Source organism: Phyllobacterium chamaecytisi, assembly GCF_020164455.1.
Classification (GTDB): Bacteria; Pseudomonadota; Alphaproteobacteria; order Rhizobiales; family Rhizobiaceae; genus Phyllobacterium; species Phyllobacterium chamaecytisi.
The window spans coordinates 84,648-102,266 of record NZ_JAIQWW010000003.1 but is presented as its reverse complement, the minus strand read 5'-3'; the positions used below and the strand labels follow the sequence as shown (position 1 = coordinate 102,266).

The 17,619-nt window shown below is 57.4% G+C and carries 19 protein-coding genes and 2 pseudogenes; 8 read left to right on the top strand and 13 right to left on the bottom strand.

The window, feature by feature from the left end; translation table 11 throughout:
* The first annotated feature begins 126 nt into the window (after positions 1 to 126).
* The 6 genes from LB462_RS06065 to LB462_RS06040 all read left to right on the top strand — a co-directional run bounded on the left by LB462_RS06065 (position 127) and on the right by LB462_RS06040 (position 6,318).
* Positions 127 to 1,332 carry an ABC transporter substrate-binding protein gene (locus tag LB462_RS06065; RefSeq protein WP_112531383.1) on the top strand — a complete coding sequence of 402 codons (1,206 nt, stop codon included), beginning with the start codon at positions 127 to 129 and terminating at the stop codon, positions 1,330 to 1,332.
* A gap of 83 nt (positions 1,333 to 1,415) precedes the next feature.
* Positions 1,416 to 2,153: an ABC transporter ATP-binding protein gene (locus LB462_RS06060; protein ID WP_210283554.1), complete on the top strand. Its 738-nt coding sequence runs from the start codon at positions 1,416 to 1,418 to the stop codon at positions 2,151 to 2,153.
* Positions 2,146 to 2,850 carry an ABC transporter ATP-binding protein gene (locus LB462_RS06055; protein ID WP_224506456.1) on the top strand — a complete coding sequence of 235 codons (705 nt, stop codon included), beginning with the start codon at positions 2,146 to 2,148 and terminating at the stop codon, positions 2,848 to 2,850. Before LB462_RS06060 ends, LB462_RS06055 begins: the two co-directional genes overlap by 8 nt.
* A 4-nt stretch (positions 2,851 to 2,854) precedes the next feature.
* On the top strand, positions 2,855 to 3,742 hold the full coding sequence (locus LB462_RS06050; protein WP_112531381.1) for a branched-chain amino acid ABC transporter permease: 888 nt from the start codon (positions 2,855 to 2,857) through the stop codon (positions 3,740 to 3,742).
* Positions 3,735 to 4,727: a branched-chain amino acid ABC transporter permease gene (locus LB462_RS06045; RefSeq protein WP_224506455.1), complete on the top strand. Its 993-nt coding sequence runs from the start codon at positions 3,735 to 3,737 to the stop codon at positions 4,725 to 4,727. Before LB462_RS06050 ends, LB462_RS06045 begins: the two co-directional genes overlap by 8 nt.
* A 1-nt stretch (position 4,728) precedes the next feature.
* On the top strand, positions 4,729 to 6,318 hold the full coding sequence (locus LB462_RS06040) for a GMC family oxidoreductase (protein WP_224506454.1): 1,590 nt from the start codon (positions 4,729 to 4,731) through the stop codon (positions 6,316 to 6,318).
* Positions 6,319 to 6,321: 3 nt separating this feature from the next.
* Here LB462_RS06040 and LB462_RS06035 read toward each other — a convergent pair whose 3' ends face one another.
* The 8 genes and pseudogenes from LB462_RS06035 to LB462_RS06000 form a co-directional block, all read right to left on the bottom strand.
* Positions 6,322 to 7,224, bottom strand: a complete 903-nt coding sequence (locus LB462_RS06035) for an energy transducer TonB family protein (RefSeq protein ID WP_224506453.1) — start codon at positions 7,222 to 7,224, stop codon at positions 6,322 to 6,324.
* Positions 7,224 to 7,682 (bottom strand): TonB system transport protein ExbD, encoded by a 459-nt coding sequence (gene exbD / locus LB462_RS06030; protein ID WP_224506452.1) that lies wholly within the window; start codon positions 7,680 to 7,682, stop codon positions 7,224 to 7,226. Before exbD ends, LB462_RS06035 begins: the two co-directional genes overlap by 1 nt.
* A 12-nt stretch (positions 7,683 to 7,694) precedes the next feature.
* Positions 7,695 to 8,513 (bottom strand): tonB-system energizer ExbB, encoded by an 819-nt coding sequence (gene exbB, locus LB462_RS06025; RefSeq protein WP_224506451.1) that lies wholly within the window; start codon positions 8,511 to 8,513, stop codon positions 7,695 to 7,697.
* A gap of 780 nt (positions 8,514 to 9,293) precedes the next feature.
* A complete protein-coding gene (locus LB462_RS06020) occupies positions 9,294 to 9,452 on the bottom strand; it encodes a type 2 periplasmic-binding domain-containing protein (RefSeq protein ID WP_224506659.1) in 159 nt (52 codons plus the stop codon).
* A gap of 56 nt (positions 9,453 to 9,508) precedes the next feature.
* Positions 9,509 to 9,661 (bottom strand): annotated as a pseudogene (locus LB462_RS06015) (ATP-binding cassette domain-containing protein); the annotation flags it as partial.
* Between the two features lie 137 nt (positions 9,662 to 9,798).
* Positions 9,799 to 10,692, bottom strand: coding sequence for an AraC family transcriptional regulator (locus tag LB462_RS06010; RefSeq protein WP_224506450.1), 894 nt, complete (start codon positions 10,690 to 10,692; stop codon positions 9,799 to 9,801).
* On the bottom strand, positions 10,689 to 10,874 hold the full coding sequence (locus LB462_RS06005; protein ID WP_224506449.1) for a hypothetical protein: 186 nt from the start codon (positions 10,872 to 10,874) through the stop codon (positions 10,689 to 10,691). The genes LB462_RS06010 and LB462_RS06005 overlap by 4 nt, the downstream gene beginning before the upstream one ends.
* A 7-nt stretch (positions 10,875 to 10,881) precedes the next feature.
* Positions 10,882 to 11,262 (bottom strand): helix-turn-helix domain-containing protein, encoded by a 381-nt coding sequence (locus LB462_RS06000; protein WP_224506448.1) that lies wholly within the window; start codon positions 11,260 to 11,262, stop codon positions 10,882 to 10,884.
* Between the two features lie 232 nt (positions 11,263 to 11,494).
* On the opposite strand from LB462_RS06000, the gene LB462_RS05995 reads away from it, so the two are divergent.
* Positions 11,495 to 11,686, top strand: coding sequence for a helix-turn-helix domain-containing protein (locus LB462_RS05995; RefSeq protein ID WP_224506447.1), 192 nt, complete (start codon positions 11,495 to 11,497; stop codon positions 11,684 to 11,686).
* Between the two features lie 320 nt (positions 11,687 to 12,006).
* Here the strand turns inward: LB462_RS05995 and LB462_RS31120 are convergent, their stop codons facing one another.
* Genes LB462_RS31120 through LB462_RS05985 form a run of 3 tightly spaced genes read right to left on the bottom strand, consistent with a single transcriptional unit; the run spans position 12,007 to position 14,936 of the window.
* A complete protein-coding gene (locus tag LB462_RS31120) occupies positions 12,007 to 12,141 on the bottom strand; it encodes a hypothetical protein (protein WP_255626494.1) in 135 nt (44 codons plus the stop codon).
* Positions 12,142 to 12,156: 15 nt separating this feature from the next.
* On the bottom strand, positions 12,157 to 14,538 hold the full coding sequence (locus LB462_RS05990; RefSeq protein WP_224506446.1) for a conjugal transfer protein TraA: 2,382 nt from the start codon (positions 14,536 to 14,538) through the stop codon (positions 12,157 to 12,159).
* Entirely contained in the window at positions 14,538 to 14,936 is a 399-nt protein-coding gene (locus LB462_RS05985) for a plasmid mobilization protein (RefSeq protein ID WP_224506445.1), read from the bottom strand. The genes LB462_RS05990 and LB462_RS05985 overlap by 1 nt, the downstream gene beginning before the upstream one ends.
* A gap of 833 nt (positions 14,937 to 15,769) precedes the next feature.
* Here LB462_RS05985 and LB462_RS05980 point away from each other — a divergent pair.
* Positions 15,770 to 15,880 (top strand): annotated as a pseudogene (locus tag LB462_RS05980) (HU family DNA-binding protein); the annotation flags it as partial.
* 284 nt (positions 15,881 to 16,164) lie between these two features.
* Here LB462_RS05980 and LB462_RS05975 read toward each other — a convergent pair.
* Both LB462_RS05975 and LB462_RS05970 read right to left on the bottom strand, forming a co-directional pair.
* Positions 16,165 to 16,494: a DUF736 domain-containing protein gene (locus LB462_RS05975; protein WP_224506444.1), complete on the bottom strand. Its 330-nt coding sequence runs from the start codon at positions 16,492 to 16,494 to the stop codon at positions 16,165 to 16,167.
* A 245-nt stretch (positions 16,495 to 16,739) separates the two neighbouring features.
* Positions 16,740 to 17,582, bottom strand: coding sequence for an alpha/beta fold hydrolase (locus LB462_RS05970; protein ID WP_224506443.1), 843 nt, complete (start codon positions 17,580 to 17,582; stop codon positions 16,740 to 16,742).
* Between the last annotated feature and the right edge of the window lie 37 nt (positions 17,583 to 17,619).

Genomic DNA, 17,619 nt, shown 5'->3' with positions numbered 1-17,619 from the left:
GACAACTAGCGGGATGCGGGCGGGATCCGCGGCATCTCTATTGACGTTTTCAATTTGAACCGTTCCGTCCGCGACAGCCATCATGCGATGATCCTGTGAGCGGTCATTCTTTGGGAGGAGATACGAATGAAGTTACTAGCAATTGCAACTGCTGCCCTGATGGCAGCCACGGTCATTCCTGCAGCAAGCGCCGAGATTTCCGATGGCAAGGTCAAGATCGGCATCCTGAACGACCAGTCCGGTGTATATGCGGACTTTGGCGGCAAATGGTCTTACGAAGCAGCGAAAATGGCTGCCGAGGATTTCGGTGGCAAGGTGCTGGATGCACCGATCGAGGTCATCACCGCAGATCACCAGAACAAGCCGGATATTGCTTCCAATATCGCCCGCCAGTGGTATGACACCGAACAGGTCGATAGCATCATGGAACTGACGACTTCCTCGGTGGCGCTTGCCGTGCAGGGCATTTCCAAAGAGAAAAAGAAGATCGACCTAGTGACCGGTGCGGCCACGACGGAACTCACCGGCAAGCAGTGCTCGCCTTACGGTTTCCATTGGGCCTATGACACACACTCGCAGGCGGTCGGCACTGGCGGCGCGCTGGTTGCCCAAGGCGGCGACAGCTGGTTCTTCCTGACGGCAGACTATGCCTTCGGCTATTCGCTGGAGGAACAGACCTCCAAATTCGTCACGTCCAAGGGCGGCAAGGTCGTCGGCTCGGTTCGCCATCCACTGGCAACGACCGACTATTCCTCGTTCCTGCTGCAAGCTCAATCGTCCGGCGCAAAGGTCATCGGTCTCGCCAATGCCGGTCTCGATACCTCCAATGCCATCAAGCAGGCAGCTGAATTTGGCATCGTGTCCGGCGGTCAGCGCCTCGCAGCGCTGCTATTTACCCTGGCCGAAGTGAATGGTCTCGGTCTCGAGGCGGCGCAGGGCCTGACCCTTACTGAAAGCTTCTACTGGGATCGCGACGATCAGTCCCGTGAGTTCGGACAGAAGTTCTTCAAGCGTACGGGCCGCATGCCAAACATGATTCAGGCAGCAACCTATTCGGGCGTGACGCAATATCTGAAGGCCATTCAGAAGGCTGGTACCGACGACACCGAGAAAGTCGCGGCGGCGATGCATGAAATGCCGGTCGATGACGTTTTTGGCCGCGGTGCGAAGGTTGGTCCCAACGGCCGCCTGTTCAGCGATGTTTATCTGATGGAAGTCAAGAAGCCGGATGAAAGCAAGGCGCCCTGGGATTACTACAAGGTTCTGGCCACAGTCCCGGGTGACGAAGCCTTTATCAAGCCGGCCGAAAGCGGCTGCCCGCTGGTCAAGTAATGACTGCTTCGCTGAATGATGCAGCGTTCGGGGGAGGCCAATCCTCTCCCGGCGCCTCTGGAGGTCAAGATTCGCGGGTGGTGTTGTCCGCCCGCGGTCTGCGCCGTGACTTTGGTGGCTTCGTTGCCGTCAACAATGTCGATCTCGATGTGCACCATGCCAAGGTGCACGCGCTGATCGGCCCGAACGGTGCTGGCAAGACCACAGTTTTCAATCTACTGACCAAATTTCTGCAACCGACAAGCGGAACGATCACACTACTCGACCAAGACATCACAAAGACGGATCCGGCCAAGGTGGCTCGAATGGGACTTGTGCGCTCGTTCCAGATATCGGCAGTGTTTCCGCATCTGACAATCCTCGACAATGTCCGCGTTGCCCTGCAGCGCCCCGGTCGACTGTCGACCCAGTTCTGGCTGCCGATGGGATCACTGAACCGTCTCAACGAACGAGCCATGGAATTGATCGAGGCTGTCGGCCTTCAAGATGCCCGTAACCACCTCGCCGCCGACCTGTCCTATGGCCGCAAGCGTGTACTCGAAATCGCCACGACGCTGGCACTGGATCCGCAAGTGCTGTTGCTGGACGAGCCAATGGCCGGCATGGGCCACGAAGACGTGCACATCGTCTCGGATATCATTCGCGAGGTGGCGAGAGACCGCGCGATCTTGATGGTGGAACACAATCTAAAGGTCGTCGCTGACCTTTGCGACAAAGTCACGGTGCTGCAACGGGGCGAAATCCTCACCTCCGGAGATTATCGCACCGTGAGTCAGGACGAGCGCGTGCGTGTTGCCTATATGGGGACCGAACATGAGTAACACGCTGCTTTCCGTCCGGGACCTGCATGCCTGGTATGGCGAAGGTCACGCCTTGCACGGCATCAATCTCGATATCCACCAAGGCGAGACGGTCACCCTGCTTGGCCGCAATGGTGTCGGCAAGACGACAACGCTGCGCTCCATCATGGGGATCATCCGCAAACGCACAGGGACGATCACCTTCGAAGGCAAGGACATGATGCGCGTGCCGTTGCATCGCACCGCCCATGCAGGCATCGGCTTTGTGCCGGAGGAACGCGGCATATTCGCTACGCTATCCGTCGATGAAAACCTCAATCTTCCGCCGATCGTCGCCAAGGGCGGCATGTCGATTGACGAGATCTACGACCTGTTCCCCAACCTCAAGGAGCGACGCAACAGCCCTGGCACGAAGCTTTCTGGCGGCGAGCAGCAGATGCTGGCCATTGCCCGAATTCTGCGCACAGGCGTCAAGCTGCTGCTTCTGGACGAACCGACGGAGGGCCTTGCACCGGTCATCATCCAACGTATCGGCGAAGTGCTTGTGACGTTGAAACAGCGCGGCATGACCATTCTCCTGGTCGAACAGAATTTCCGTTTTGCCAGCAAGGTCGCTGACCGCTTCTATGTGGTGGACCATGGCAAGATAATCGACAATTTCCACGTCAGGGAGCTGCCCGACCGCATGACCATGCTCAACGAAGCATTGGGAGTCTGACGACATGACCATGATCTTCGGCGTTCCCCTCCAGGCTTTCCTCGGCCAATTGCTGATCGGCCTCATCAATGGCTCATTCTACGCGATGCTCAGCCTTGGCCTCGCAATCATCTTCGGCTTGCTGCGTGTCATCAATTTCGCACACGGTGCACAGTACATGCTGGGTGCTTTCGTCGGCTATCTTTTGCTCGCGGAGCTCGGCATCGGTTACTGGCCGGCGCTGATCCTTGCTCCTTTGGTTGTGGGTCTGGCGGGCGCGCTCATCGAGCGGGTCGCGCTGTCACGCCTTTACAACCTCGACCACCTCTATGGGCTGTTGTTCACGTTCGGACTTGCACTCGTGATTGAAGGCACGTTCCGCTATTACTACGGCGCGGCCGGACAGCCCTATGCGGTTCCTAGCGCATTGGCTGGAGGTGTTAATCTTGGCTTCATGTTCCTGCCAAAGTACCGCGCATGGGTTGTCATTGCTTCGCTGGTCGTCTGCCTCGGGACCTGGCTGCTCATCGAGAAGACCCGGCTTGGTTCCTATCTGCGCGCAGCGACCGAAAATCCAACTTTGGTACGTGCTTTCGGCATCAACGTGCCCCTCCTGTTGACGTTCACCTACGGTCTCGGCGCAGGTCTTGCAGGGCTCGCGGGTATTATGGCGGCGCCGATCTACCAGGTCAGCCCGCTCATGGGATCGAACATGATCATCGTTGTCTTTGCCGTGGTCGTTGTTGGCGGTATGGGCTCCATTCTAGGTGCCATCATCACCGGCTATATGCTCGGTATTTTCGAGGGTCTAACCAAAGTGTTCTATCCGGAAGCGTCCAGCATCGTCATCTTCGTCATCATGGCAATAGTCCTGCTTGTCCGACCCGCGGGTCTGTTCGGAAAGGATGTATGATATGACGCAAGCGACAGTTACATCTGCACCGAAGCCACGCCTTTTGACGCTCGAAACAACGCTGATCCTGTTCGGGATCATCGGGCTTGTTCTCGCACCTTTCTATTTTTATCCGGTATTCCTCATGAAAGTGCTTTGTTTCGCACTCTTCGCTTGCGCCTTTAATCTTCTCCTCGGCTACACCGGCATTCTTTCCTTTGGTCACGCCGCCTTCTTTGGTGGCGCTGCTTACTTCACGGCACATGCGGTCAAGGAATGGGGTCTTCCGACCGAACTCGGCATTCTTGTCGGTGTACTCGGTGCAACTATCCTCGGGTTGATCATCGGCTTCTTTGCCATAAGGCGTCAGGGCATCTATTCGACGATGATCACGCTGGCACTCGCCCAGATGTTTGCCTTTTTCTGTCTGCAGGCATCTTTCACCCATGGCGAAGACGGTATTCAGGGGGTACCGCGCGGCTACTTGTTGGGCTTCATCGACCTCAATCAGCCATTGAACATGTATTTCTTCGTGCTTGCCGTGTTTCTCATTGGCATGTTCATCATCTGGCGCATCATCAACTCGCCCTTTGGCATGATCCTCAAATCCGTACGCGAAAACGAACCGCGCGCGATCTCACTTGGCTATTCGGTTGCACGTTATAAGCTCGCTGCCTTTGTCATGTCTGCCGCCTTGACCGGTCTTGCGGGTGGTTTGAAAGCAATCGTCTTCCAGTTTGCCACGCTCACCGATGTCAGCTGGCAGATGTCTGGAGAAGTCGTGTTGATGACATTGCTCGGCGGCATTGGCACGCTGGTCGGACCGATCTTTGGTGCAGGGCTTGTGGCCGCCCTCGAAAATTATCTCGCGACTTCGGAGTTTCCGGTCACCGTGATCACCGGCATCATCTTCATGGTGTGCGTGCTTGTATTTCGGCGTGGCATCATCGGCGAGCTGTATGCTTCGCGCTTCGGCAAAAGACTCGAGAGCAAGCCGGACAACTGAAATGTCAACCTACGACTATATCGTTATCGGAGCCGGCACTGCCGGCTGCACGCTCGCCAACCGTCTCTCCGAAAACAGGGATGTCTCCGTGCTGCTGCTCGAGGCAGGCGGCAAGGACAATTATCACTGGATCCATATTCCCGTTGGCTACCTCTATTGCATCTCCAATCCGCGCACGGACTGGTGCTTCACCACTGAACCAGAACCGGGGTTAAATGGCCGCTCGCTCAGTTATCCGCGTGGCAAGGTCTTGGGTGGCTGCTCTTCGATCAACGGCATGATTTATATGCGCGGCCAGGCGCGCGACTATAATTTGTGGCGACAGGACGGTTGTAGCGGCTGGGGTTGGGATGATGTCCTTCCCTACTTCAAGAAGTCTGAAGATTACTATCTCGGCGCCGACAATTTCCATGGTTCTGGTGGCGAATGGCGCGTGGAAGAAGCGCGTCTGCATTGGGATATCCTCGATGCATTCCGCGATGCTGCGGAAGCTGCCGGCATCCCTCGTACTGACGATTTCAATCGCGGCAACAACGAAGGTTCCTCCTATTTCAAGGTCAACCAGAAGCGCGGGATCCGCTGGAACACGGCAAAGGCTTTTCTGCGCCCTGCCCTGGGACGTCCTAATCTCAAGGTTGAAACCGGAGCGCATGTACGAAAGCTGATCCTGCAGGATTTGGCCGTTAAAGGTGTTGAATTCGAACAGGCCGGGGCGATCCGTTCGATCCAATGCAGGCGCGAGGTCATTCTGGCCGCGGGGTCAATCGGCTCCCCACATATTCTCGAACTGTCAGGCATCGGTCGCGGCGACATCTTGCAGAGTGCAGGTATTGAAACGGTCCTGGAACGGCGCAATGTCGGAGAAAACCTTCAGGATCATCTGCAGCTGCGTTGTGCCTACAAGGTTACCGGAATTCCTACGCTCAACGAGAAAGCCAACCGCCTTCTTGGCAAAGCTGCGATTGCGCTGGAATATCTCATCAGCCGCTCGGGACCCATGTCGATGGCGCCGAGCCAGCTTGGCGTTTTTACCCGGTCAGACCCCTCTTTTGAGACAGCCAATCTGCAATATCATGTGCAACCTCTCTCCCTGGAAAAGTTTGGCGAAAGCGTTCACTCCTTCCCGGCATTCACGGCGAGCGTTTGCAATCTGCGTCCCGAAAGCCGCGGTTCCGTACACGTCAAGTCACCGGATCATCGCTTGCAGCCAGCCATACAGCCAAATTATCTGACAACAGTAAGCGATCGCCGCGTCGCGGCGGACTCGATCCGCATCACGCGCAATATTGTGGCGCAAGAGCCATTGCAGCGTTTCAATCCGGAAGAGTTCAAACCCGGCACCGACTATCAAACGGAAGAGGAATTGGTCGAAGCCGCCGGTGCCGTTGGCACGACCATCTTTCACCCCGTCGGCACCTGCCGCATGGGTTCTGATCCCGACTCGGTCGTCGATCCGCAATTGCGCGTGCGAGGCATTCAAGGTCTGCGTGTGGCCGATGCCTCGATCATGCCGTCGATCACCTCGGGTAACACCAACTCACCAACGATCATGATCGCCGAAAAGGCCGCAGACATGATCACGAGGGGTTAGTGGCTACCTTATCTGAAATGGTACGGTAAAACTTTGCCGCGATACATCAACTCCATCGGGCGCTGACGGAACTGGGGACGCCCGCCGAATGGTTTCAAGCACGCTCTGGTCTAACTGAGGCACGCCGGAGCTTCCGACGACACTAGCCGAAACGATCGCGCCATCATTGGTAACCACAAAGCGTATCCTGACGGTACCCTGCCCTTCCGCACGGGCGCGGTTTGCTCTGCGCGCCAGATAAGACTGCACCCTTGAACGCCAGGTCTCCGATTGCCGCGCTGACGCTGCTCTCGAAACACTTGGTTGCTGTTTTGCTTCCCGGGGCGTCGCGTCTTGGACTGTCGCGGTGCTGGCTTTCTTCGCTGGCTTCTGCACGACCTTCTCGGTAACCTGCTTTTTCGGAACGTCGGGCTTTTTCGGTGTTGGACGAACCACCGGAAGCGGCACTTCTACCTTTGGCAGTTCCACGACCTCTTCGATCTGTTCTTCGGGCGGGTCGGTCAATTCTGGTTCCGGCTGGGGCTCTTCGGCCACCTCAGGTTCAGGCTGATCCGGAATCAGTTCTTCCAATGGACTAATTGGCTCGGGTTCCGGCTGCACATCCGGGATAGGCTCGGGCGCTGCCGCTTCCTGTTCCATGGTATCCGGCTTGATTGGCTCAGCTTCGGCCGGCGGCTCTTCCTTAACCGGTTCTGGCACCACTGGTGCCGGCAATGGCTCCATGTCAATCATTACCGCGGCGGCAATATCGCTTGCGGGTGTCTCAGGTTGATAGTTCTGAACATACCACGCAGCACCCGCATGAATGCCGATGACCGCCAGTCCCGCAACCGACCAAAGACCAATCTCGCGCCAATCTGGACGCAGGAAACCTCTTCTGGTTGCAGTTGTTGTCTGCTGATGCACTACTGTACGCCTTCACCGGTCGGTGCGGGTCGAGAAGGAACACTTTCCAGACCGACAAGAGCTATCTTGAGATAACCTGTGTCGCGCAGTCCGTTCATCAAATCCATCAAGGCGCCGTAGTCAACTGCCCGGTCGGCACGAAGAAAGACCCGGGTTTCCTTGTCGCCCTGCGTACGTTGATCCAGAAAACTGCCAAGCGTTTCGCGCGAAATCGTTTCGTTGCCGACTGCGATAGACTTGTCTTCCTTGAGCGTCAGGTAGAGCGGTTGCTCGGGACGCGTCGCGGGCGTTGCTGTCGAGGCTGGCAGATCCACATTGATATCGACCGTCGCCAGCGGTGCCGCTACCATGAAAATAATAAGCAGGACCAGCATGACATCGATGAACGGCGTCACGTTGATTTCGTGATTTTCCTGAAGCTCGTCATCCGATACGCTGTGCCTGATGCCACCAGCCATTGTCGCTCCTCCCTACTCCGCAGCAGCGGGCACCGTGGCAAAATCCACATCGCGGCTGACGAGACGTTCTACCCCCGCCGACGCATCGGCGAGCAGCTGCCGGTAGCCGGTGATCGACCGGGCGAAAACATTATAGATCACAACGGCCGGAATGGCGGCGACGAGTCCAATCGCTGTGGCGAGAAGCGCTTCTGCGATGCCCGGCGCAACGATTGCCAAATTCGTCGTTTGGGACTCTGAAATGCCGATAAACGAATTCATGATGCCCCAGACCGTGCCGAAAAGCCCGACGAAGGGCGCAGTTGAACCGATGGTTGCCAGTACTCCTGTGCCGCGGCTCATGCGACGCCCTGCTTGGGCCTCGATGCGCGACAGGCGCGAGGCGACGCGCTCCTTCAAACCATCGGCGTTCGCATATCCTTGAACCTCACGGGAAAGACGCACTTCCTCTCGTGCCGCGTTGACAAGCGATGCGCCCGGGCCGCCGCGGCCCTCGAGCGACCGTTCAGCCTCGAGCAGCGTGCGAGCACTGCCGATGGCGTTGAGCGCGCGATTGGCCCGCACTCTTGCTCCGGCAAGCTCAAGCGTCTTCGCCAGCCAGACAGTCCAGGTGACCAGCGAGGCAAAAGCGAGACCGATCATCACCGACTTGACCACCCAGTCGGCGGCCATGAACATGCCCCAGGGCGAAAGATTATGTGGCAGCGTCCCATTCGTATGACCAGGTTGATTCCCCTCCACTGGTGCAGTTGGCTGCATGATTGGCGACTGGGTTATCTCTGGTTGCTGTAGGGGCTGCGGTGCAACCTCGTTCTGAGGCGCTGGAGCCATATTGTCTTGAGCATAGGCTATTAATGCAGTCGGACCGCACACGACCAGCGCACATCCCAAAGCTCCTATTCTCAATACCGCAGCAAAATTGCCGGCTGTTGAATGCTTTTTGGGGGTTGGTCGCATCGCTCCGCAATCCTTCACTACATTCGCTGCAAACGGCCCTGGCTCGTCGATCAACCTAGCCTCCGTTGAGCGGCGCAATCTTCGGTTGGTAGCGGCTTAGTATTTATGACTAAAATAATCAACTATTTTTTGAATCGGGTGACGGGATGGTTTCGCTGATGAAGTTCATGAGGCAGATCGCCAGATGACGTCTCTAAAACTCTGGAGATCCCTGATTCAAGTCCGGCTCAGGCAGCCAGGCTTCACCGCGTTGTCAAGCACGGCGCCCAGATCTTTGATCGCATCACCAAAGAAATGGGACAGCACGACATTGACAACGACGTCACCGAGGCGGCTAAGACGATAGCCGACATATAGAGTGGTGGATTCGAATTCGAAGCGCGACTTCGTAGCGATAGCGATAGCTTATTGGAGCAAAGGAATTGCCCATGAATCGACCGCTCCGCCCCTTCCCAGACCTCGAACGTTGCAAGATCGAGCGATGGCCAGCGCCGAAGTCGTCAATCGCTCACTTGGATCCCAATTGCGCAGACCATGTTTCGTGCGGAGTTACTCATTTTCGGTAAAGTCAAGAATGATACTTCGGAGGAAGTTAAAAGCGCTTGCCAATCCGTCGCCGAAATTGGTTCAGTTCGACACCAAATCCGCTCCAAATCATTTAAGGCTTATCGCTTTCAACGATCCGTCCACCTCGATTGCTCCGATCGCGCTATTGTAGAGCTCGGCAAGTTGCTTGTCCTGCTTCCGCAATCCGATGCCCACACCTGGACCGAAAAGGCCGCCCGAAATTCTGGGGCCGTAGAGCACAGCCATCGCACCATCTTGGACTCCAGAAATGCCTTCCAGACAGAGTAATCTGCCAGTCCAAAGCGCAGAAACGTGCTTTTTCCAGAACCGCTGCTTCCCAAGATGGAAATGACATCGCCGCGCTGCGCGGTCATGGAAATCCCTTTGAGGACTTCGAGCGTCCCAAAGCGCTTCTTCAGATTTTTGACGCGCAGCGGGGCGTTGATGTCAGAAATGAGGGGCTGAATTTTACCGTTATCCGATTGCGTATGCACTGGAGACCCTCGCTTGTTCTTCGCGAAGATGCGACAGCCAGCGCGAGGATGCTTGCAGTAAATTGATGCAGGTGCGAAATCTGATCAGTAAAACATTGCTATGCTTTGCCCGGCCAGCTGCCGCGATATGCCACGGGGGTCGTGCCCACTTCCCGGCGAAAGGCATTGGAAAAATGGCTTGAATTGGAGAAGCCACACGACAGGGCGATATCGGTGACAGGCATGGAGGAATGGCGCAGAAAGTCCTTTGCCCGCTCGATCCTGCGCCGGATAATGAAGGCATAGGGCGGACAGCCAAGCGTTTGCCTGAACGCCCGGCAGAAGTGAGGAACGCTCAAACCGGCAAGGTCGGCCAGTTGCGAAAGCGACAAGTCAGCCGTGAGGTCATCATCAATTCTCTGAATCACCCGGTTAAGGTTCATCGGGGCGAGCCCGCCTTTGCGGACAGCAGCCGGATATCTTTGCCTGCGCATCAGCTGGGCGAAGATCGTCGCCGTATAGCTCTCGACAAGCATGGCGCTGAGAGGATTGCGGTCACGGATCTCTGCGCCTATCCCGCGCGCTGCGTTCAGGATGATGGGATCCTCGAAGCCGAGATCCGGCGAGAGCGACGGCAGCGCGTCGAGCTGCACCCCGGCAAGAAGCTCTGCCACATGTGCCGGTTTGACCTGGATTGCCAGATAGGCGGCTGTCGAGGCGCCAGCTTCCCAGCCCCGCCAGCTGCATCCCGCGGGAACAAACAGGATTGCGCCGGGCTTTCGCGGTACAAACCCGGCGTTCCTGCCATCTATGAAGTATTCGCCGCGCTCGCAGTTGCCCTGCACATTGAGAAGGACAACGTGACGGCTGGAGGTGATCGCCGTCTCCTCCTTGGCAAGCCCGCTGCGCCGGACAAGGTCGGCCTCGAGGCGATGCCATGACCTCTTGTCACGGGAGATTGTCCTGCAGTCACCAACCTTGAAGGCGGGCGGCTCGGAGATCGCCATGTTCATCCCCGATCCTCATCGGATGTAGAACCCGTCCGCCCTGCCCCATATGTGTCCGGTGCCTTGCCATACCCTTTTTCTGTCTTCGGCAGCGGGCACGCCATGGCGCCGTTCAGAGCTGCCAGTTCCTCCCCCAAAGCGGCGATGAACGAGGATACGCGGCGGCGTGTGCGGGGAGGCAGCCGCATCACCCCTTCAATCAGCCGGCGCCCCTCGCTGCTTGCTATGAAAGTGATCCGCTCGTCGACGGGGAAGCGAGGCCACCTCGCCGCTTTGCTTCTCATTTCCAGGCAGACCTTGAAAAAAACGGCTGACGGGCACGCCGAGGAATGTTGCGATTTCAAACAGCATGGACGCACTTATGCGGTTCTTGCCGTTCTCGTATTTTTGCAATTGCTGCGGGCTTACCTGGACAGCGCGGGCAAGCTCGGCCTGCGTCACATTCGAATGGATGCGCACGGCGGCAACCTGACGCCCGACATAAAGATCAGCAGCATGCGGCACCTCGCCCGCAGACGCTTGCGGCTCACGCGGGTGCGGCCGCCTTTCCGTCAGCTGGATCTTCCGGTGCTGCATCTGTCACTCCCCGTGCGGTGAATGTGTCGCGATGCGCTCCTGCTAGAGACCCCAACATCGAGCAACAATCGACTGAATTTGATCACCAAATGCATCTGCCCGTCGGTCCGCCGCTACAGCCACCGCGGAATCAATAATCGTAATGTAGCCATAAACTCTGTCGCTATAAAGAGTGAATATTGACAAATTCGACCTCGTGAAACGAGACCGCCCCTCACCCTTACGAAAAACATTGGCGCACAATATAAGGGCGCAGCGTAAGGTTTTGGGTATCAGTCAGGATGAGTTGGCCTTCCGTGCGGAAATGCATCGCACGAATGTCTCGGCCATCGAACGCGGCGTCCGCAATGTCAGTCTTGATAACTTGTACTTTCTTGCAAAAGCCCTAGAAATTGCCCCGGCTAATCTGCTCGCCGAGACATAGTTCGCCGCAGTTGAACTAATTGCCAAATTGATACTGCAAGCCAATAAAGATATTTGCGCATAACAACGACATTGTTGGTATCTGGTTTTGCTTGATTTGTCGGTGTGTTGAAGAATACCGGAAAATATACCAACAAAAATCTGGGATGTCTTGGTACTAACTGGAAGCCCATGAATGGCAAAAGCCCCACAAAACTGGGCTTTGTGTCAATTATAGAAGCGAATGAGATGTCCTGAAATGGTTCTTGGTGCCCCCGGACGTCGTCGCAATGCGCGGCCGCTCCCCAAAAGGTCTTAGTTGAACCAGCCAACGACTGCCGCTCAGGCCATTGTCAGCCCGCGGTCGAACAATGCGACCGCCATGACAACGAGGATGACTGTGCTGAACACTTTCGCCCATCCATCGTTGCTCTTGCTGTCGTCCTCTACGACGATGATCCGCCTCTCGTCACGCATGGCATTGCCCTCCTCCTACCGGTCTCGATCATCGCGATCGCGTGCTCGTTGTTTATCAGCTTCCCGCTGCAGTACTTCCAGGCGCGGCACATGCTGCTTGGCAGGGTAACCCCTCGTCGTATCGCCACTGGAACCTGCCATCTGCTCGGGCTTCTGACCGTTTGCATCGTGGCTTTGGTCGTCACGTACCCGCGTCAATTCTGCGTTTGCAGTACTCCGGAGTGACACTTCAGGCACTTCGTTTGCCTCTGAGCCCGACGGGGAGCGCTCGCGCTCAGCTTTATGTCGCCCACGCTCCACAGCCTGGAGCGCGTTTTTCAGATCCGCATCAATTTCGGCTACTTCCCGGATCAGGGCGTTTCCGCTCGCGCCAAGCTCAGCGGTCTTGATCAGTTGATTTTCGAGTTCCTGTTTCATCGCCCTGACATTGCCCGGATCCTGGTTATCCGCCTCGGCTCGGCTGATGGCTTCCCGGGATTGCTCGATTTCCACCAGGTGTCTGTTCGCCACCTCCGCGGCCGCAAACCCGTGGCGCTCGACAGCATTATTCCATCGCAGCTTCTCGTCTTCCCGCTCATTGACGCTTAAGCTGCGGCCCGGCGCGTCGCCAGCATCACGATCGCGCTGTTCCAACATGTCGACAATTTCGCGGCGCACATTGACGTGTTCCCTCGCCGCCTTGGCAATTTCCTCAAACCCATCCTGTTCATGCGGTGGCAAAGAGCGCGCCGCCTTGAAGAGTGCAGTCTCCACGCGTCTTTCGTAGGCTTCGAATTCAGGCCGGGTCATGTGCCGCATATCATCGTTCTGCGAAACAAGCGCCGCCAACTTTACCATATATGTTCGAAATTGTGAGCTAGAATTTGACGGCTGGCCTTGCCAGACCGCCTTTCTTTCGGCTCGCGCGGGGTGGGCTTCAAACCGGATTACCTGAGCCCCGGCAAAATCTTGCTGCGTAGGCAATAGCGCGGAACTGCCGATAGAATGCCATTCCTGTTGCGCCGTTCGGGCATACGCCTCGCTGTGAGGCGTGCGCGGGAAGCTGTCCTTATCCGAGCGTTTTGTGTCGTATCGGCGTTGCGCGGAGGCGCTTGTACCTTCGTGTTGCGTGCGACCTATCATGTTCATCGGCCGGACCTGATTTTTCGAGTAAGCAGGGGGGCTCGCGCGATCACGGCGATCGGTCATCTCCATGTTGATGCCGTGCGCGCGCGCCTTTTCCGCCATTGTCAGCCGCCACTCCCGAAAGGCCGGGATTGTCGTCTCGATCCTGTCACCTGCGTCCGATCGCATGGCGATGATGGCGTGGACGTGAACGTGCGGCCGCTTGCCGCCTGTTTCCTCCGCCTTCGGGTCACTTGCAGCATCGTGAAGTGAGAACACATAACGGTGCCCGGCAAACTGCGTCCCCAGGAAATCCCGCGCCGCTTCGCGAAAGGTCGGCGCATCGGTTCCGGCGCGCGCCGACAGGACAAGGTGCATGACATCGCGCGGTTTGCGGCTATGGAGCTGACCGCGCCATTCAAGCTGAACAAGGTCTCCCGCCCGCTTGCGGTCACCGATCTCGCGCCCCTGCTCATCGCACACCTTGCCCTTGTGTGCTTCCACCAGCGAACGCAGCCGACCGCTGCCATAATCCGTTCCATTACCATAACCGATGAACCGGAAGCTTGCGCTGCCGGCCACTCCGCTACGAGCGTCGTCAAGGCGTCGTTGAACGATCGCCGTTGCCTTCTCGTCGGCACTCAATCGCTCGCCCCGGGCACTTCGAAGCACGGCGATACCTTCAATATCGAACCCGCTGCCATCGGGCCGCATGGTCACTGCCAAAGCGAAAGCGCGGTCGCCCAGGCCCTGTCTCACGATCGCGCGCGCCCGTTCGATACCCTCCTCACCGTCACGGCGCCCTTCCGTGACGGAAATCTCGAACAACCCGATATCCCGGCTCTCAGCCCGGTTCTTCATCAGGTGACCCCACTCGTCACCAACGGCAGAGAGCTGGTCACGGCCACGAAGGTGGTCTCCCCGTTCGTTCTCGACGACAATGGCGCCATTGCGAGAGACATAGTTGACCATCGCACCGAGCCTCGACCCGCCACCAAACGATGCCATTTTGACGACGGCCGGTTGACTCCCCGAGGCAAGACCGGCGAAGCGTGCGCGCATGGGCCGGTCGGCGCGCCGCTGGACGCTGCCCGGACGACCTTTCCCTCCCGTCAGAAACCGAAAGCCCGATGGCTTTGCCACTCCGGTTGGCCCTGTCGACGGGGCAACCCCGCCCCGGCGGCGGCGCTCATCCTCTTCCGGCGAGGTGCGGCGCCCGGGCGTCAGATCATGGAGGAAGGCTGCCTTGCGCTGCTCCCATTCAGCCGTGAACGCGCCAAGGAAAATCTCCATCACACGCTCCCGCCGCGTCTGTGAGCGCCGCGCGCGGCAAAGGCCTGCAGTTCGAACAGCACGATGGCGACGACGCGTTGAACATCATCGATCACTCCTTTCTCCTCTTGCGACTGACCCGTTCCACCCCTGTTGCGTGCTCGCGCCAGTTGATTGAGATTGACGCCGACGGCTTTGACGTCAGTCAGAAGCAGGGAAAGCACCGCCCTGTCCGCATCGGAAAAGAACGGACGCACCCCTGCTCCCTCCAAGGTGAGAGAGCGCAAGAACCCCGAGACGGTCATCCTAGCAGCTTGTGCGGCGCGCTCGATCCGCTCGATTTCGGTCGCGCTGAAACGCGCATGGACGACCTTGTCTCTGCGCTCCCGCCTGGTCTCATCGCTCGCAAACGCACCCATCGGACCTTCCCTTGAAGCCGGCCGCAGGCCTCATCGACGGCTCGTCCGTCGATCGTCAGCAAATTTGTATCACAAATTTGCGTATCCTGCCAAAACCAACAGTACCGAATCGGTAACATTTTTTCAAGTCATCGCCTTGGGTTCATCGCTGTGACTTGCTGATCGAGACCTTCCATCCGTCCGGTCTGACCGAAGCGGATTGCGCAAGCAGCACCTTACGCCAAATGCCTTACCGCTGGACCAACTCGCGCTAAGCAATTGCTTTGTCTCTATATATAGAGTGAAAATACATCCACTCTGTATGTGAACTACATGCATTTGACCCGTGTATTTATGCGGTGTGGAATATATTCCACACTGTATTCCGCGAATGAATGCCGAAAGCGCTCACCCCTAAGGAGGAATATAATATATTCAGTTTTGACTTGCGCCGATCGGTCATTCCGATGCATGATGGGTTTATCGTCAGCACGAATATGGACGCGACCATGGCAAGAACCTACGCGGCGGTGAGCAACAAAGGCGGAGCGGGAAAGACAACGCTTGTCACGTTACTCCATGCATCCGACGTTCCTAGTCGTCGCCACTGCAAAAATTCGAGCCGAAGCGAATCCGTTTGATCCGATGTGGGACAGCTAATTCGCTGCAAGGCGCTGTCTGCCATCGGAAATTACGGATCGGCCCGGTGAATCCGCATACTCTACCAATACACAGGAACTGGCGGCTCGGGTCAAACAGGGCTTAGCGGAGGCTTGAGCTGTAGGCGGGGAAACTCGCACATACAGTTCTTAGGGAGGAGCGACCGGCAACGGGTCGTTCCTACCCGACAGGCAACATCGGAGCGTGAAGACGGCAATCCATCGACGGGCGAGAAGATAAAGATCGCAGCGGCAAACAAGCTCACCTTTATCCCGGCCAAAGCCCTAAAGGATGCGCTGAACAAGTACTGCCCAGACACGAGAAGAACCGCGCCGGTACGCACTTTTTCGAAGCTCGGCCCCCGTTTGGCCGGAACGAGATGAGTTGATGGCCCTCCTCGCCTTTCCACCTCGGTCAGTTCGACATCAATCTGTCCGGGAAAGCTCGTAGCCGCATTTAGTCATGAGCAAGCGCAAACCGGGAGAACTTTGGATCTGTCTTGCTTGTTGCCCCTTCTGGAGATCGACGGGACCAAGGAGGCCCAAGCGCGGGAAGCCCCCGCTTGGTAAGCGGGGGCCCGTCCGGCTGATCAGTCCCTCCAGGGGATGATGGCTAGCAGCGTTTCGTCATCCTGTCCGGGGTAGCGGCCGAGGTTGGCATTGAGCTTGGCGTGGCCGGTATTGACGCTCATGGTCAGGTAGGGCTTGCCGAGCTGGCTTTCCTTTTCCCAGATGCCGCCGATTTCGATGTGGCGGCCCCTTGGTGTCATGCCGTAGATGCGGAAGATGGGTGCCTTTTCATTGTCACTGGCGAAGGCTTCACCGGTGATCTCGATGTCGAAGGCCAGGGAGGCAATGTTGCCGGTGAGTGTCTTGTTGGCTTCATCGAATTGGATGTAGTTGATCAGGGTGTTCGTCATCGCTTTGACCTGCTCGACCTGGCAGCATCGATATTTCGTCGCGCGTGAGCGAGCTGGCCCCGGATGAACCGGAATGGACCATATTGGACTGCTCCGTCATACAACGCTGCTTGCCCCTTCATGCTATCTCCCGGTGGATCGATGTGAACCTCACCGCGCCTCCCTGTTGTATTGGATTTTTGACTTTTCCAGCCTGCGAGTTGAAGATCAACCCGATGATCCGCGGAGGACTTATCTTGCCCGATTTATTCCCGGACGAACGACAACAGATCGGGATTAATGACGTCCGCATGCGTCGTTAGCATCCCGTGCGGATAGCCTTTGTAGATCTTCAGCTTGCCATTCTTCAGAAGTTTTACGGAGATTTGACCGGATATCCCGATAGGCACGATCTGGTCGTCGTCCCCGTGGAGCACAAGGGTCGGAACGGAGATGCTTTTCAGATCGTTCGTCTGATCAGTCTCGGAGAACGCCTTGATGCCCTCGTAGTGGGCCTGGGCGCTGCCCAGCATTCCCTGGCGCCACCAGTTGCGGATAGCGCCTTCGGATACCTTCGCGTCCGGCCGGTTGAAACCGTAGAACGGCCCAGTTGGCAGATCGAGGAAAAACTGGGCGCGGTTTGCCACAAGTGCGCCGCGCAGGCCGTCGAAGACCTCCATCTGCAACCCACCTGGGTTGCCCTCCGTCTTTGCCATCAACGGTGGCACGGCACTTACCAGCACGGCCTTGGCCACACGGCCCTGTGGCTCGCCGAACCTCGCTACATAGCGAGCAACTTCGCCGCCGCCCGTGGAATGACCGATGTGAACGGCGTTGCGTAGATCGAGATGCTCAGCGACGGCCGATGCGTCCGCGGCGTAATGATCCATGTCGTGCCCCTCGCTCACCTGGGAGGAGCGCCCGTGGCCACGTCGATCGTGGGCGATGACCCGATACCCGTGCTGGAGAAAAAACAGCATCTGGGCATCCCAGTCGTCGGACGACAGGGGCCATCCGTGATGAAAAGCGATCGGCTGGGCGGATTTCGGACCCCAGTCCTTATAGAAGATGTCGACGCCGTCTTTGGTCTTGATGAAATGATCGCTCATGATTGCTCTTCTTTGCAGTTGACGTTGTGAGTTCTGC

What these genes read in the sequence shown, in the direction of transcription:
- LB462_RS06065 (WP_112531383.1), top strand. Translation starts at nt 127, where the DNA reads ATGAAGTTACTAGCAATTGCAACTGCTGCCCTGATGGCAGCCACGGTC.
- LB462_RS06055 (WP_224506456.1), top strand. Translation starts at nt 2,146, where the DNA reads ATGAGTAACACGCTGCTTTCCGTCCGGGACCTGCATGCCTGGTATGGC.
- LB462_RS06050 (WP_112531381.1), top strand. Translation starts at nt 2,855, where the DNA reads ATGACCATGATCTTCGGCGTTCCCCTCCAGGCTTTCCTCGGCCAATTG.
- LB462_RS06045 (WP_224506455.1), top strand. Translation starts at nt 3,735, where the DNA reads ATGTATGATATGACGCAAGCGACAGTTACATCTGCACCGAAGCCACGC.
- LB462_RS06040 (WP_224506454.1), top strand. Translation starts at nt 4,729, where the DNA reads ATGTCAACCTACGACTATATCGTTATCGGAGCCGGCACTGCCGGCTGC.
- exbD (WP_224506452.1), bottom strand. Translation starts at nt 7,682, where the DNA reads ATGGCTGGTGGCATCAGGCACAGCGTATCGGATGACGAGCTTCAGGAA.
- exbB (WP_224506451.1), bottom strand. Translation starts at nt 8,513, where the DNA reads ATGGCTCCAGCGCCTCAGAACGAGGTTGCACCGCAGCCCCTACAGCAA.
- LB462_RS06020 (WP_224506659.1), bottom strand. Translation starts at nt 9,452, where the DNA reads ATGGCTGTGCTCTACGGCCCCAGAATTTCGGGCGGCCTTTTCGGTCCA.
- LB462_RS06010 (WP_224506450.1), bottom strand. Translation starts at nt 10,692, where the DNA reads ATGAACATGGCGATCTCCGAGCCGCCCGCCTTCAAGGTTGGTGACTGC.
- LB462_RS06005 (WP_224506449.1), bottom strand. Translation starts at nt 10,874, where the DNA reads ATGCGGCTGCCTCCCCGCACACGCCGCCGCGTATCCTCGTTCATCGCC.
- LB462_RS06000 (WP_224506448.1), bottom strand. Translation starts at nt 11,262, where the DNA reads ATGCAGCACCGGAAGATCCAGCTGACGGAAAGGCGGCCGCACCCGCGT.
- LB462_RS31120 (WP_255626494.1), bottom strand. Translation starts at nt 12,141, where the DNA reads ATGCGTGACGAGAGGCGGATCATCGTCGTAGAGGACGACAGCAAGAGC.
- LB462_RS05990 (WP_224506446.1), bottom strand. Translation starts at nt 14,538, where the DNA reads ATGGAGATTTTCCTTGGCGCGTTCACGGCTGAATGGGAGCAGCGCAAG.
- LB462_RS05985 (WP_224506445.1), bottom strand. Translation starts at nt 14,936, where the DNA reads ATGGGTGCGTTTGCGAGCGATGAGACCAGGCGGGAGCGCAGAGACAAG.
- LB462_RS05975 (WP_224506444.1), bottom strand. Translation starts at nt 16,494, where the DNA reads ATGACGAACACCCTGATCAACTACATCCAATTCGATGAAGCCAACAAG.
- LB462_RS05970 (WP_224506443.1), bottom strand. Translation starts at nt 17,582, where the DNA reads ATGAGCGATCATTTCATCAAGACCAAAGACGGCGTCGACATCTTCTAT.